12 protein-coding genes are annotated in these 14,251 nt (G+C 50.6%); 2 read left to right on the top strand and 10 right to left on the bottom strand.

Annotation, left to right across the window (positions count from 1 at the left end):
- Positions 1-106: 106 nt before the first annotated feature.
- From nqrM to ABYT30_RS08120, 9 genes are all read right to left on the bottom strand, one after another.
- Positions 107-349: a (Na+)-NQR maturation NqrM gene (nqrM, locus tag ABYT30_RS08160; protein WP_373079449.1), complete on the bottom strand. Its 243-nt coding sequence runs from the start codon at positions 347-349 to the stop codon at positions 107-109.
- Between the two features lies 1 nt (position 350).
- Entirely contained in the window at positions 351-1,340 is a 990-nt protein-coding gene (locus ABYT30_RS08155; RefSeq protein ID WP_373079446.1) for an FAD:protein FMN transferase, read from the bottom strand.
- A 31-nt stretch (positions 1,341-1,371) separates the two neighbouring features.
- Positions 1,372-2,595 carry an NADH:ubiquinone reductase (Na(+)-transporting) subunit F gene (nqrF, locus tag ABYT30_RS08150; RefSeq protein WP_373079443.1) on the bottom strand — a complete coding sequence of 408 codons (1,224 nt, stop codon included), beginning with the start codon at positions 2,593-2,595 and terminating at the stop codon, positions 1,372-1,374.
- Between the two features lie 23 nt (positions 2,596-2,618).
- On the bottom strand, positions 2,619-3,227 hold the full coding sequence (gene nqrE, locus ABYT30_RS08145) for an NADH:ubiquinone reductase (Na(+)-transporting) subunit E (protein WP_373079442.1): 609 nt from the start codon (positions 3,225-3,227) through the stop codon (positions 2,619-2,621).
- Entirely contained in the window at positions 3,227-3,892 is a 666-nt protein-coding gene (locus tag ABYT30_RS08140) for an NADH:ubiquinone reductase (Na(+)-transporting) subunit D (RefSeq protein ID WP_373079440.1), read from the bottom strand. Before ABYT30_RS08140 ends, nqrE begins: the two co-directional genes overlap by 1 nt.
- Positions 3,893-3,895: 3 nt before the next feature.
- Entirely contained in the window at positions 3,896-4,663 is a 768-nt protein-coding gene (locus tag ABYT30_RS08135) for a Na(+)-translocating NADH-quinone reductase subunit C (protein ID WP_373095948.1), read from the bottom strand.
- Positions 4,656-5,849: an NADH:ubiquinone reductase (Na(+)-transporting) subunit B gene (locus ABYT30_RS08130; protein WP_373079435.1), complete on the bottom strand. Its 1,194-nt coding sequence runs from the start codon at positions 5,847-5,849 to the stop codon at positions 4,656-4,658. Before ABYT30_RS08130 ends, ABYT30_RS08135 begins: the two co-directional genes overlap by 8 nt.
- A gap of 3 nt (positions 5,850-5,852) precedes the next feature.
- Positions 5,853-7,193, bottom strand: a complete 1,341-nt coding sequence (locus tag ABYT30_RS08125) for a Na(+)-translocating NADH-quinone reductase subunit A (RefSeq protein ID WP_373095946.1) — start codon at positions 7,191-7,193, stop codon at positions 5,853-5,855.
- A 228-nt stretch (positions 7,194-7,421) separates the two neighbouring features.
- A complete protein-coding gene (locus tag ABYT30_RS08120) occupies positions 7,422-8,888 on the bottom strand; it encodes a glyceraldehyde-3-phosphate dehydrogenase (protein WP_373079431.1) in 1,467 nt (488 codons plus the stop codon).
- Positions 8,889-9,049: 161 nt separating this feature from the next.
- On the opposite strand from ABYT30_RS08120, the gene mfd reads away from it, so the two are divergent.
- A complete protein-coding gene (gene mfd / locus ABYT30_RS08115; RefSeq protein WP_373095944.1) occupies positions 9,050-12,493 on the top strand; it encodes a transcription-repair coupling factor in 3,444 nt (1,147 codons plus the stop codon).
- A gap of 44 nt (positions 12,494-12,537) precedes the next feature.
- Positions 12,538-13,308 (top strand): CsiV family protein, encoded by a 771-nt coding sequence (locus ABYT30_RS08110; protein WP_373095942.1) that lies wholly within the window; start codon positions 12,538-12,540, stop codon positions 13,306-13,308.
- A 44-nt stretch (positions 13,309-13,352) separates the two neighbouring features.
- On the opposite strand, the gene ABYT30_RS08105 is transcribed toward ABYT30_RS08110, so the two are convergent.
- Positions 13,353-14,096, bottom strand: a complete 744-nt coding sequence (locus ABYT30_RS08105; protein ID WP_373079425.1) for an S-methyl-5'-thioinosine phosphorylase — start codon at positions 14,094-14,096, stop codon at positions 13,353-13,355.
- Between the last annotated feature and the right edge of the window lie 155 nt (positions 14,097-14,251).

Here is a 14,251-nt window from a genome sequence, read left to right as displayed (position 1 = left end):
CCATTTTTGAAAGACATGGAGATTGCGAGGAAGGCGTATTTGGAGCGAGTAGCAGTTTGGCAGAACGGATCGTCAGACGTCAGACGTCAGACGCCCGACGCCTAATTCAACGACTTGCGTCGTAAAATTTCGTGCTCGATTTATTCCGCGCAGCCGCTGCTGCATCGTTTTCCTCGGTGCATTTCTTAGGGTCATTACCACATAAATCACAGACGTAATTCGGGTCACTAAGGGCTGCACCAACACCACCACAGGAACCCGCAATAGGCTTACGCCCCATCAGCACACCAATCGACATGGCACCAACAATCAGTAACATCACAATAAACGCAGCAAATACTGTCGCCATTTTATTTCTCCTGCTCCAGATAGGAAGCAAACGCTGAGCTGTAGCGACGGACAAAACCGGCTTCGCTCTTTTCAATTAGATAAACCGGAATCTGCAATTGCTCCGCAAGTTTCATCGTCTTATCCCCGCCCATCACCAAAAACGCAGTGGCCATTGCATCAGCGAAAGCGCAAGACGGATCAAGCACCGTTACCGAAGCCAAATTGTGGGTAATCGGCCGGCCAGTGTTTGGGTCGATAGTATGGGAATAGCGAATACCGTCTTCTTCAAAGTAATTGCGGTAATCCCCAGAGGTCGCTACGCCAATATTGCCAAGCCGAATCGGTACTGTTTCTGGGTTGCTGACATCGGGGTTTTCAACGCCAATTCGCCATTGATCACCTCTAGGGCTCAACCCGGCCACCCGCATTTCACCGCCAATTTCAACCAAATAATCCGTCGTCCCTAGGGACTCAAGCCACAGCGCGACGACGTCGACTCCATAGCCCTTGGCGATTGCAGATAGATCAATGTGCAATTTACGATTCTTCAGCACGGTTTTGTCGAGCAAATCTAATTCAATTTGATCGAAACCCACTTGCTCCAGAGCCGCGGCGACTGCTTTGTCGTCAGGCTTAACTTCGTGCCTTACCGGTCCAAAGCCCCATAAATCAACGAGTGGCGCTACCGTGATATCAAAAGCACCATTACTCAACCAGCTAACTTCGGTCGCCAATAATAAAATATCAAACAACATGGGCATAACAGCATGCCCTTCACCAATCGGCGCGCTGTTCAAACGATTCAACTCTGAATCAGGTATATACGTAGAAGCAAGTTGATTAAAAGCCTGTAAACGCAGGTCCAAGGCTTCTTTTAGCGTTTTTTCCGTCCACTCATCACTCGGCTGACGCAGGGTGATGTGGTAGCTAGTACCCATGGTGCTGCCGCTAATTTGCAAAAACGGCGGCTGTTTCGCTGAGCAGGCTGCCAAAAACAATAAAAGCAGCACTAAGGCTGCTTTTATTGTCTTGCAAGGCAGATTACCCACCGAAGTCATCGAGGAGAATATTGTCTTGTTCAACACCGAGATCTTCCAGCATTTTGATAACGGCCGAGTTCATCATCGGCGGCCCACACATATAGTACTCACAATCTTCCGGAGCTTCATGATCCTTCAGGTAATTTTCAAACAATACCTGATGGATAAAGCCGGTCATGCCAGTCCAGTTATCTTCAGGCTGTGGATCAGAGAGCGCTAAATGCCACTCAAAGTTCTCGTTTTCAGCAGCCAGCTTGTCGTACTCTTCCACGTAGAAAGCTTCGCGCATAGAGCGAGCGCCGTACCAGAAGGTAATTTTACGTTTGGTTTTTAAACGCATCAGCTGGTCGAAGATATGTGAGCGCATTGGTGCCATACCAGCACCACCGCCAACAAAAACCATCTCAGCATCAGTCTCTTTAGCAAAGAACTCACCAAAGGGACCGTACACTTTCACTTTGTCACCAGGCTTGAGGCTAAATACCCAAGAAGACATCTGACCTGGTGTTAAGGCAAGGTTATTTGGTGGCGGGGTTGCCGCGCGAATATTGAACTTAACAATGCCCCGCTCTTCTGGGTAATTGGCCATGGAATAAGCACGGATAACCGTCTCTTCCACTTTTGATTCAACATTTAAGAAGCCGAAACGCTCCCAGTCACCTTTATACTCAGCCGGAATATCAAAGTCTGAATACTTAACATGGTGCGGCGGGCATTCCAACTGCACATAGCCACCAGCACGGAAGTTGACGTTCTCACCTTCTGGCAGTTTCAAGGTCAGCTCTTTAATGAAGGTCGCCACGTTGGGGTTGGACTCGACGGTACATTCCCACTGTTTAACGCCAAAGACGTCCTCTGGCACTTCAATCTTCATATCCTGCTTAACAGGCGTCTGGCAAGATAGGCGCCAGCCTTCACGGGCTTCGCGAGGGCTAAAATGCGCTTCTTCGGTAGCGAGCATAGAGCCGCCGCCGTCGCTAACAATACACTTACACTGGGCGCAGCTACCGCCACCACCACAGGCCGAGGCAAGAAATACGCCTTGGCCAGACAAAGTGTTTAATAATTTATCGCCTGCCGGCACGGTTATGGTTTTTTCGCCATTGATCTCGATGGTGACATTGCCGCTGCTCACTAGGCGCGAGCGAGCGAACAAGATGATGCCCACCAGCGACAATACAATCGCGGTAAACATGCCCACACCGAGAATAACTACTGTATTCATTAATTCCTCTCCAGTCTTCTCGGTTAGAGATCAATACCGCCGAAGGACATAAAGCCCAACGACATTAAGCCAACAGTGATAAAAGTAATGCCCAGACCACGTAGGCCTTCGGGAACATCGCTGTATTTAAGTTTTTCGCGGATACCGGCCAGCGCGACAATTGCCAAGGCCCAGCCCGTACCCGCGCCGGCGCCGTAAACTACCGAGTCAGCAAAGCCGTAGTCGCGTTCAACCATGAACAGCGAGCCACCCATAATTGCGCAGTTTACGGTAATGAGTGGCAGGAACACGCCCAGTGCGTTATAGAGCACCGGTACGTATTTATCTAAAACCATTTCCATAATCTGCACGATGGCGGCGATAACCCCGATATAACTCAACAGGCCCAGAAAACTCAGATCAACGTCGGGATATCCCGCCCAAGCCAATGCACCTTCGCGGAGCAAATAGTTGTATATCAGGCTATTGACCGGAACGGTCAGCGCCATTACCACGATTACCGCAATCCCCAAGCCAATCGCGGCTTGAATTTTTTTGGAAATCGCCAAAAATGTACACATACCTAGGAAAAAGGCCAACGCCATGTTTTCAATAAACACCGAGCGTACAAACAGGCTTATATAGTGTTCCATTAAAAGGCCTCCTTAACGCTGCGGGTATTCTTGGTAATCTTGAACTCTTCTTTTTCAACCTGATCGGTTTTAACGGAGCGCAATACCCAGATAAAAATACCAATCAGGAAGAAGGCGCTCGGAGGTAATAGCAGCAAGCCATTGGGCACGTACCAACCGCCATCGGTGATAAGCGGCAGTACTTCAAAACCGAATAATTTTCCCGAGCCAAACAATTCGCGCACAACCGCAATACTAATCAGCACTACGCTATAGCCCAAACCGTTACCGATACCGTCAACAAAACTCGCCAGCGGCGGATTCTTCATTGCGAAGCCTTCAGCACGGCCCATTACAATACAGTTGGTGATGATCAAACCAACAAATACCGAGAGTTGTTTACTGATGGCAAAAGCATAGGCCTTTAAAAGCTGGTCAACGACAATAACCAGTGAGGCAATAATTACCATCTGCACGATAATACGGATGCTACTGGGGATCTGATTACGAATCAGTGACACCGCAAAGCTTGAACAGCCGGTCACCAAGATCACAGAAATACACATTACCAGCGTCACTTTAAGGCTGGAAGTTACCGCCAAAGCCGAACAGATACCGAGTATCTGCAAGGCAATCGGGTTGTTCTGTAAAATTGGACTCGTTAGGGCTTCTTTCATTGTCGACATGGTTTATGCCTCCCCTGAACGCAAGTTGCTTAAAAATGATTTATAACCCAGCTCACCCATCCAAAAACGCAACAAGTTGCTGACACCGCGACTGGTTAAAGTCGCGCCTGACAGGGCATCTACTTTGTTTTCGGCATTGGGTGTGCTGCTGTCGACATTGCCTTTCACCAACTCTATGGCGACGTCGCCGTCGTCATAAATTTCTTTGCCAGGCCACATCGCTTTCCACTTAGGGTTATCGACTTCGCCACCTAAGCCCGGCGTTTCACCGTGCTCATAGAAACCCAAGCCAGCGACGGTATTAAAGTCACTTTCCAGCGCGACAAAACCATAGAGTGTTGACCACAGACCGTAGCCGCGGACCGGTAAAATCACTTTATCGTACTGGCCATTTTTCTCAATCAAATACACCATGGCATAGTTTTCGCGGCGGCGAATCTTCGCCATATCGTCTTCGCCCAGTGCAATTGACGTCGCCGAATCTTTAGCGACTTTAGCCTGTTCAAAACCTTTTAAAGCGATTTCATCGCTAAACTTACCGGTATTAAGATCAACAATTTTGGTGGTGACCTGCTTAAACTGCTCTTCGATGCTCTCACCGGGCACTAACAAGCCTGCCGCAGCCAAGATATTGGCTTTACGATCTAGGGCCTTATTAATTACCTGCGCCGGTTTGAGCATAACCGCAGCACTAGAAACAAATAGTGCGCAGACAATACACAGCGTTACGGCAACCAGCAGTGTTCTTTGGATACTGTCGTTATTAGCCACGCGCCAACCTCCGCTTGATATTCGCCTGCACCACAAAATGATCAATTAACGGCGCAAATAAGTTGGCAAACAAAATTGCCAGCATCATGCCCTCAGGGAAAGCCGGGTTCACAACACGAATCAATACCACCATGCAGCCGATCAACGCACCGAAAATCCACTTACCGGTATTGGTCATAGACGATGACACCGGGTCAGTCGCCATAAACATCATGCCGAAAGCAAAGCCGCCGAGGACTAAATGCCAATGCCAGGGCATGGCCATCATTAAATTGTCACTCTGCATGGAGTTGAACAGCATCGACAGGCCAACCATGCCAATCAATACACCAACCACGATGCGCCAAGAGGCGATGCCGGTCCACAAAAGTACGCCGCCGCCCAAGAAAATTGCCAAGGTCGACACTTCGCCCATTGAGCCGTGCATATTGCCGAGGAAGGCGTCCATCCACGTCATTTTCTCTTGCAGTACCGCCATGCCATCGCTAGCGACTACAGACAGCGGAGTTGCGCCAGTGAAGCCATCAACTGCTGTCCAAACAGCGTCGCCAGACATCTGTGCGGGATAAGCGAAGAACAGGAACGCGCGGCCCGCTAATGCGGGGTTTAAGAAGTTTTTGCCGGTGCCGCCAAATACTTCCTTGGCAATTACCACACCAAAGCTGATACCGAGTGCGACCTGCCACAAAGGAATGCTCGGCGGGCAGATTAAGGCAAATAGAATTGAAGTAACAAAGAAACCTTCGTTAACTTCGTGGCCACGCTTCATGGCAAACAAGACTTCCCAGAAGCCGCCAACAACAAATGTTACAGCGTAAACCGGAATAAAATACCAAAAGCCGTGCCAAAAATTATCCCAAATACTGGCTGAATCGTAACCCGCCATCATTGAGATCATGACATGACGCCAGCCTTCACCAGCAATACCTGCTTCGGCCATAATCTGGTTAGCTTGAAAACCGATATTCCACATACCGTAGAACATGGCCGGAAATGCGCAGAACCAAACGGTTATCATTATCCGCTTTAAATCGACACCATCGCGAACGTGAGCATTGCTTTTAGTGACGCTAGACGGTGAGTAAAAAATGGTGTCTGCGGCTTCGTAAAGCGCATACCATTTTTCATAGCGGCCGCCTTTTTCAAAATGCGGCTCCATATCGTCGAGAATTTTTCTCAGCCCCATTACTTAACCCTCTTTCTCTATGCGGCTTAAATTGTCGCGAAGGATCGGGCCGTACTCATATTTACCAGGGCAAACATAGGTACATAGCGCGAGGTCTTCCTCGTCCAACTCTAAACATCCCAAAGACTGCGCCATCTGGGTATCGCCCACAATGATTGAACGCAGTAATTGAGTCGGCAGAATATCCAGTGGCATAACGCGCTCGTAAGCGCCTACCGGCACCATTGCGCGCTCACTACCATTGGTATTGGTGGTGTAGGCAATGGACTTTTTAAAGAATTGCGACAAATAAATACGTAGCGCCGAATGCTTGTTCACCCCAGGTGACAGCCAGCCCAAGAAATCACGGTGATTGCCTTCGGCCAATACAGTGACTTGGTTGTGATAGCGACCTAGGAAAGCCATTGCGCCACGCGCGGTGCGCCCACCCAGTACTGAGCCAGAAATAACTCGGTTATTGCCGGGGCGAATTTGGCCTGCACAAAGCTCATCCAAGCTAACCCCTATGCGGGTGCGGATCAGCCGAGGCTTCTCGACTTGCGGCCCAGCAAGCGCGACAACGCGCTCAGTACTCAGCTGGCCCGTGGTAAACAACTTGCCCATGGCGATCACATCTTGGTAGCCAATCGACCAAACCACTTTGGTCGCGCTGGCGCCTTCCAAAAAGTGGATATGGGTACCAGCCAAGCCCGCTGGATGCACGCCACCAAACTCAGCAACCCGCAATTGCTCGTTATCCAAGCTCGGCACGCCACTGCCAGGGGCAACACATAAATGCACCTTACCCTTGGTCAAACGACACAATAGCTCTAAGCCATTGCTGAAATCGGTTTCGGCTTCAGCGATGACCACCGCAGGATCAGCAGCCAGCGGATGGGTATCCATTGCGGTAACAAAAATCGCCGCAGGACTACTACCAAGCGCTGGCACTTTACTAAATGGTCTAGTCCGAAATGCCGTCCACAAGCCCGACTGCTGAAGGTTTTCGGCTACCTGCTCGGCACTAAGCGTACTCAAGGCACTCGCATCGTATTTGGCAAAGGTTTCGAATTCGTCGTCTTCAACGTCGATAACCACGGATTGCAGCACCCGCTTTTCCCCACGATTTATCGCGGAAACTAGGCCGGTTGCCGGCGCGGTATAACGAACGCCAGGATTTTTCTTGTCGGTAAACAATAATTGACCGGTTTTCACCCGATCGCCGACCTTGACCTCCATAGTCGGCTTCATACCGAGGTAATCGAAACCAAGCACAGCTACCGCACGCACTTTCGAGCCTGGCTCTATGTGCTGCGCGGGCGCACCGGATATGGGCAGATCTAGGCCCTTGGTAATTTTGATCATAAGGCTGTCTAACACTCTTATGGTTGAACGCGAAATTGCAAATCTGCGTAAACTCAGGCGTAAAACGTCCCGAGAGTAACGCACAAACGATTAAATCGTTGTGCGTTCCAAAAACTGCGGCAAGTATAAAGACTCGCCGGACTGCTTACCACTGCTTGGCCGACGATATCGGTCATCAGTGTAAACATTTACGGTCAAGACTGGCCGCAATGTTAATCGGCTACGCAATTAGTCCTGAGGGTAAACTGCGTATTCAACACCGGCCATTTTCTCAAGTACACGATGGACTTGGCAGCTATAACCAAACTCATTGTCGTACCAGCAGTAAAGAATCGCGCTCTTGCCATTGACGATTGTCGCTTCACTATCAAATACACAGGCGTGACGAGAGCCGACAAAATCGCTAGAAACAACTTCAGGCGAATTAGAGTAGTCAATTTGCTTACGCAGTGGCGAGTGCAGGGCCACTTTGCGCATAAATTCGTTCAATTCTTCTTTAGTGGTCTCGGTCTTCAGATTCAGCTTCAAAATCGCTAGAGACACATTTGGCGTAGGCACCCGAATTGCGTTGCCACTCAGCTTACCTAGCATCGCGGGCAATACCTTACCAACAGCCTTTGCTGCACCCGTTTCTGAAATAACCATATTCAATGGTGCGCTGCGACCACGACGATCGCCTTTATGGTAGTTATCGATCAAGTTCTGGTCATTGGTATAGGAGTGAACCGTTTCAACGTGGCCATTCTCTACGCCGAACTTGTCATCCAATACCTTTAGCGGTGGGGCGATAGCATTGGTGGTACAACTAGCGGCAGAGATAATAGTGTCTTCTGGTAAGATCTGATCACTGTTTACGCCATGAACGATATTCTTCATATCGCCTTTGCCAGGTGCAGTTAAAATAACCTTGGCGATACCTGGGCGACCTAAATGAGTCGACAAGCCTTCTACATCGCGCCATTTCCCGGTGTTATCAACCAAAATAGCGTCATTGATGCCGTAGGCTGTGTAATCCACTTCTTCCGGCGAGTTAGCGTAAATCACCTTCACTTCAACGCCATTAGCAACGAATGACTGGCGCTCCTCATCAACGCGAATCGTGCCGTTAAAAGGCCCATGAACTGAATCACGACGCAGCAAGCTCACCCGCTTGACCAAGTCGTTTTCGGCACCACCGTGGCGAACCACGACTGCGCGCAGACGTAAATTAGCGCCGCCACCGGCCTTTTCTATTAAGAGCCGAGCAACTAAGCGACCAATACGTCCAAACCCATACAAGACAACGTCACGCGAAGGTCGACCTGGTTCTTTGGCGCCGCCGATCAGCTTTGCCACCTGACTGCGGACAAAATCTTCAACAGACTGACCGCTAGCCTTAGCCGTTTCTTCGTAACTAACCGCAATACGGCCAGCATCAATATGCGCTGTACCGAGATCTAGGGTAGAAAGCGCCTGAATAATTGGAAAGGTCTCAAACTCGGAGATTTCGTTTTGCTCAACCTGACGCACAAAACGGTGAGCTTGCATGATATCCAGCACCGACAGATTGACTAAGTTCTTACCATAGATGTAAGTTTTAACGTTATTGGTGCGGTAAAGTTTACCAATTAGGGGAATCATCCCCTCTGCTAACGCTTCGCGTTCTTTCCAGTCGGCGAAATAATCATCAGGACGCTCACGTCTTCTTTCAGTCACGGCAGATACCCTTTGCATGGAGGGGGGAGAATTTTGTGCGCGTATTATCTTTATTACTGGCCATGAGTTCAACCGCCGATCGGCATCTGTACAATGTAATAACTACCAATAGCGGGTTACAATGCCCGATTTATCACTGACTAAAGCAGAATTCCCTGACTGTGATTGAATTACCCGTAATTAATACCCCCCCAAAAGCCGGCGTTCTGCGCTGGGGACAATGCCCCTCTGCAAGCCACGGCCTTGTTGCTGCCGAATTGGCTAGAGCATTAAATAGTCCGGTCCTGCTACTGACCGCCGATACGGCCTCTGCTTATCAACTTGAGCAAAACCTGCGTTTTTTTGCCGCTGAGCTGCCCGTACGCTTGCTACCCGACTGGGAAACCCTACCCTACGACAACTTTTCGCCCCATGAGGACATCGTTTCAGAGCGACTGCGCACCCTCAGCGAACTGCCGAATATGACAAACGGCATTTTGGTGGCGCCCATCAGCACGCTAATGCAGCGCATAGCGCCGCCAGACTATGTTCGTCAGCACAGCCTACTGCTAAAGCGCGGCCAACAAGTCGATATCAGCAGCTTTAAGCTAGAACTCGAGAAAAGCGGCTACCACCACGTGGATACAGTTTATCAACACGGCGAATACGCCAGTCGCGGCGCGATAATTGATATATTCCCAATGGGCAGCGAGTTCCCCTACCGCCTAGACCTGCTCGACCAAGAAATCGACAGCCTGCGCAGTTTTGACCCCGAAACCCAGCGCGGCATCGAATCCGTAGCGGAGATAAGCTTACTACCGGGCAAGGAATTCCCCCTTGACGACGACGGCATAGCGCTCTTCCGACGGCAATGGCATGAGCGCTTCAATGTTGACCACCGCAAGTGCCCCGTTTATCAAGACGTCAGTGACGGTATCGCGCCCGCCGGCATCGAATATTATTTACCGCTGTTTTTCCAAGAAACTGGCACCTTATTTGACTACCTTCCCGCCAACGCCTGGATACTAAACACCAGCGGCATAGAGGGCGCCGCCGAACACTACTGGCAAGATATACAACAACGCTTTGAGCAACGCCAAGGGGATTTGCAGCGGCCAGTACTGCCGCCCGCAACCGTTTTTCAAACCGTGCCCGAGCTATTTGCCACCCTCAAAGGCTACCCCCGTATTAGTTTGAGTGAAGGCGAACTCCCAACTGCTGCAGGCAACTTCAACTTTGCCATTGCTACAGCACCGGTACTGAGCATAGACGCCAAGCAAAGTGATCCCATCTCGGCCTTACGCAGTTACTGCCAAGATCGCAAAGTCTTGCTCTGCGCTGAATCAGCTGGGCGCCGCGAAGCCTTAATTGACCTACTCGCTAGGCACAAACTCAAGCCTGCGCCGTTTACCAGTTGGCGCGACTTTGCCGACAGTAAAAAACAACTTGGCATTACCATTGCGCCCCTCGACGAAGGCATATCCGGCGACACCCCCCACCCCTTCGCCCTCATTGCCGAGTCCCAGCTATTCGGCAAACGCGTTTCCCAGAGTCGCCGCCGCAAGAAAGCCGCCTCAAATAGTGCAGAGAGCGTCGTTAAGAACCTTGCCGAACTGCGTATCGGTGCCCCCGTGGTTCACGCCGACCACGGTGTTGGTCGCTATCTTGGCCTACAGTCACTCAACATCGACAGCCAAGCCAATGAGTTTTTAGCGCTGGAATACGCCGACGGCGCCAAACTGTATGTGCCAGTCGGCTCCCTGCAATTAATCAGCCGCTACAGCGGCGCCGATGATGACACTGCCCCACTACACAGACTCGGCACCGAGCAGTGGAGCAAGGCTAAGCGCAAAGCAGCCGAGAAAATTCGCGACGTCGCCGCCGAGTTACTCGATATTTACGCCCGCCGCGAAGCCCGCGAAGGCCGTGCATTTGAACTCAGCGACGACGACTACGAACAATTCGCCGACGCCTTTCCATTTGAGGAAACGCCAGACCAACAAGTGGCCATAGAAGCAGTACTCAGCGACTTGAAATCACTACGCCCCATGGACAGATTGGTGTGCGGCGATGTTGGCTTCGGCAAAACAGAGGTTGCAGTACGCGCCGCCTTTGTCGCCGTACAAAATGGCACCCAAGTGGCAATTTTGGTGCCCACTACCCTGCTCGCGCAGCAACATTTTGAATCCTTCCGCGACCGCTTTGCCGACTGGCCCGTGAATATAGAAGTGCTGTCGCGGTTTCGCAGCGCCGCGGAGCAAAAAGGCGTTATTGCCGAGCTCCATGCCGGTAAGGTCGACATTTTAATCGGCACCCACAAACTACTAAGCAACGACATTCAATACCGAAACCTCGGCCTAGTCATCATCGATGAGGAGCACCGCTTTGGGGTCCGTCAAAAGGAGGCCTTAAAAAATCTACGTGCCGAAGTCGACGTACTGACGATGACTGCCACCCCCATTCCTCGCACACTAAATATGTCGATGGCAGGCATTCGCGATCTATCCATCATCGCCACTCCGCCAGCCCGCCGACTCTCCGTCAAAACTTTTGTCAGAGAATCCGACGACGGCTTGATCAAAGAGGCGATACTTCGCGAAATTCTCCGGGGAGGCCAAGTTTACTATCTCCACAACGACGTTAAGACCATTGACAAAACCGCCCGGGATTTACAGGCAATGATCCCAGAGCTGCGGATTGGCGTTGGCCACGGTCAAATGCGCGAGCGCGAGCTCGAACAGGTGATGAGCGATTTTTACCACAAACGCCACAATGTTCTCGTCTGCTCGACAATTATCGAAACTGGTATCGACGTCCCCAACGCCAATACCATCATTATTGATCGGGCAGATAAATTTGGTCTAGCGCAACTCCATCAGTTACGTGGGCGTGTCGGTCGCTCACATCACCAGGCCTACGCCTATTTACTCACTCCACCAGCCAAGCAATTAACTGGCGATGCACAGAAACGTCTAACGGCAATTAGTGAAGCCGACACGCTTGGCGCGGGATTTACACTGGCAACCCAAGACATGGAGATCCGTGGCGCTGGCGAACTACTCGGCGAGGGCCAGAGCGGCCAAATTCACTCCATCGGTTTTTCCCTGTATATGGACATGCTCGATCGCGCTGTGAACGCGATTAAAGCCGGCAAAAAAATCAATTTGGAAGATAATAACGCGGATCACATCGAAGTTAACTTACGCTTACCGGCACTGATTCCGGATGAATACTTGCCGGATGTCCAAAGTAGACTGATGCTTTATAAGCGTATCGCTAGCGCCGCTGATAGCCATGAATTAAGGGAATTGCAGGTTGAAATGATTGATCGCTTTGGGCTCCTGCCCAATCAGGTCAAAAATTTATTCCGCTGCGCCGAGATCAGACTACATGCAGCTGCCCTCGGCCTCAGTAAAATTGAAGCGTCAAACCAAGGTGGTCGGGTAGAGTTTGGCGAAGACACCCAAGTCCACCCGCTTAATATCGTGAAACTAGTGCAAGCTGCGCCAGCCCGCTACCAACTCGATGGTGCGAACGCCCTAAAATTCCGCGAGCCCTTAGAAGATCCCGCCCAGCGTTTTGATTTTGTCGAAGCACTGCTGAGCAAACTGGAAGCAAAACACTAGAACTGCGATAGTAAGCCCGCATATTAAAAACGAGATCGAGCATTATGAGTACAACAGTTCACCGCCGCTACCCGACCCTACTATTGGTGTTATTGTTGGGTTTCAGCGCAACCGCCTTTGCCCAGAACGCGGATCGCTATCATATTGATATGGTAGTCTATGCCAATAACGATCCAGGCAATATGTATGAAGAAGACTGGCCCGACAACGTCCATTTACGCTACCCCAGAAAGTGGGTGCGCCTGCAACCGAGCAGTAGCAGCAGCTCTCCCAGAATTGTCGACAGCAGCGACCCCGAGTTCGCCAAAGCGGCTCAATCCCTGCGCATGTCATCTCGTTACAAGCCGCTATTTTTAGCGAGCTGGGAACAAGATCTGCAAGCGCGCAAAAAATCCCCAGCGATATTAATCCAAGGCGGCAAGCAGTTCGGCAAACACTACGAACTGGAGGGCTATATTCGCATAGCAGTTGAACGCTACCTCCACTTAGACACCAATCTTTGGCTGGCGCGCTTTGGCAGCCATGCTGGCAACTACTACCTGCCCCAGCAACCCCAAAGCTATGACGAGCCAGAAGAGCCCGCACCATTGGTCGATGAAGCCTTTGAAAACAGCCCTGAATACCTACAGTTTAAGCAGCAAAACCCAGGCTTTCAGCCAAGCGCCTCTCCTCAGCAAGAGGCAGATTACCCCATTGAACAAATTGTAGTAATGAAACAGCAGCGACGGATGCGCAGTGACGAGCTGCACTTTATTGACCACCCCAAATTCGGTGTCATTGTTAAAGTGACAAAAGTAGTAACGCCAAAGGAATAAAATATCGGCTAGGTGGGGACACCTAGCCGCAAGTTTTGCCGGACTTAGGTCTGAGCAATGCAATGTGCAAGAATAGACTTCACCTGTAGCATCCCGGTATCAATGACCGCGCGAATATCTTCCATCGTAATCAGATTATCGCTAAGCCCTGCACCGGGATTTACAACCAAAGACACCGAGGCGTAGTCAATCCCAGCCTCTCTGGCCAGAGCGGCCTCGGGCATTGCTGTCATACCAACAATATCATTACCATCTTTGGCCAAGCGCCGAATCTCTGCGGCAGTTTCTAGACGCGGTCCCTGAGTTACTGCGTAAACGCCGTAGTCTTCAAAGGCTATATTGGCATCGACTGCCGCATTTGCAAGGCGAGTCCGCAATTCCTGACTGTAAGGGTAACTAAAGTCGACATGCTCAACTTTACCATTCGCGCCATCGAAAAAAGTGTGTTCTCGCCCCCAAGTGTAGTCATTAATCTGATCCGGAATAGCAATTACCCCGGCGACAAAGCGCTCACTTATGCCCCCAACCGCGTTGACCGCGATAAGCGCGTCAACACCAACCTGTTTCAAGGCTGCAATATTTGCCCGGTAATTAATCGCATGCGGGGGGATTTCGTGACCATGACCATGACGCGCAAGAAATAAAAATTCAGCAGATTCATAGCGTATCCGTTGCAATTTTGCGCTAGGCGCCCCGTAGGGGGTCTCAATCGCCGTCTCTTCCAGCACCTCGGCGCCAGGCCAGTCACACAGGCCCGTTCCACCAATAACCGCTATTGTCTTACTCATGCTTTAACTCCGCTGTGCTCTTGGGCATTTTCTATTGTAATGGGGTCCAGCTTTACCGTGGTGGTAGGGAATGCCACATCGCCGCCTAACTCATGAATTATGCCTAGAACTTTCAAAAGAACATCTTGCTTAATTTTATGGTACTCAACCCAGTT

It is taken from the genome of Zhongshania sp., assembly GCF_041623545.1.
In the GTDB taxonomy this organism is placed as follows: Bacteria; Pseudomonadota; Gammaproteobacteria; order Pseudomonadales; family Spongiibacteraceae; genus Spongiibacter.
This window is presented reverse-complemented; position numbering and strand designations above follow the sequence as displayed.

What these genes read in the sequence shown, in the direction of transcription:
- ABYT30_RS08125 (WP_373095946.1), bottom strand. Translation starts at nt 7,193, where the DNA reads ATGATCAAAATTACCAAGGGCCTAGATCTGCCCATATCCGGTGCGCCC.
- nqrM (WP_373079449.1), bottom strand. Translation starts at nt 349, where the DNA reads ATGGCGACAGTATTTGCTGCGTTTATTGTGATGTTACTGATTGTTGGT.
- nqrE (WP_373079442.1), bottom strand. Translation starts at nt 3,227, where the DNA reads ATGGAACACTATATAAGCCTGTTTGTACGCTCGGTGTTTATTGAAAAC.
- ABYT30_RS08140 (WP_373079440.1), bottom strand. Translation starts at nt 3,892, where the DNA reads ATGTCGACAATGAAAGAAGCCCTAACGAGTCCAATTTTACAGAACAAC.
- ABYT30_RS08105 (WP_373079425.1), bottom strand. Translation starts at nt 14,096, where the DNA reads ATGAGTAAGACAATAGCGGTTATTGGTGGAACGGGCCTGTGTGACTGG.
- ABYT30_RS08110 (WP_373095942.1), top strand. Translation starts at nt 12,538, where the DNA reads ATGAGTACAACAGTTCACCGCCGCTACCCGACCCTACTATTGGTGTTA.
- ABYT30_RS08130 (WP_373079435.1), bottom strand. Translation starts at nt 5,849, where the DNA reads ATGGGGCTGAGAAAAATTCTCGACGATATGGAGCCGCATTTTGAAAAA.
- nqrF (WP_373079443.1), bottom strand. Translation starts at nt 2,595, where the DNA reads ATGAATACAGTAGTTATTCTCGGTGTGGGCATGTTTACCGCGATTGTA.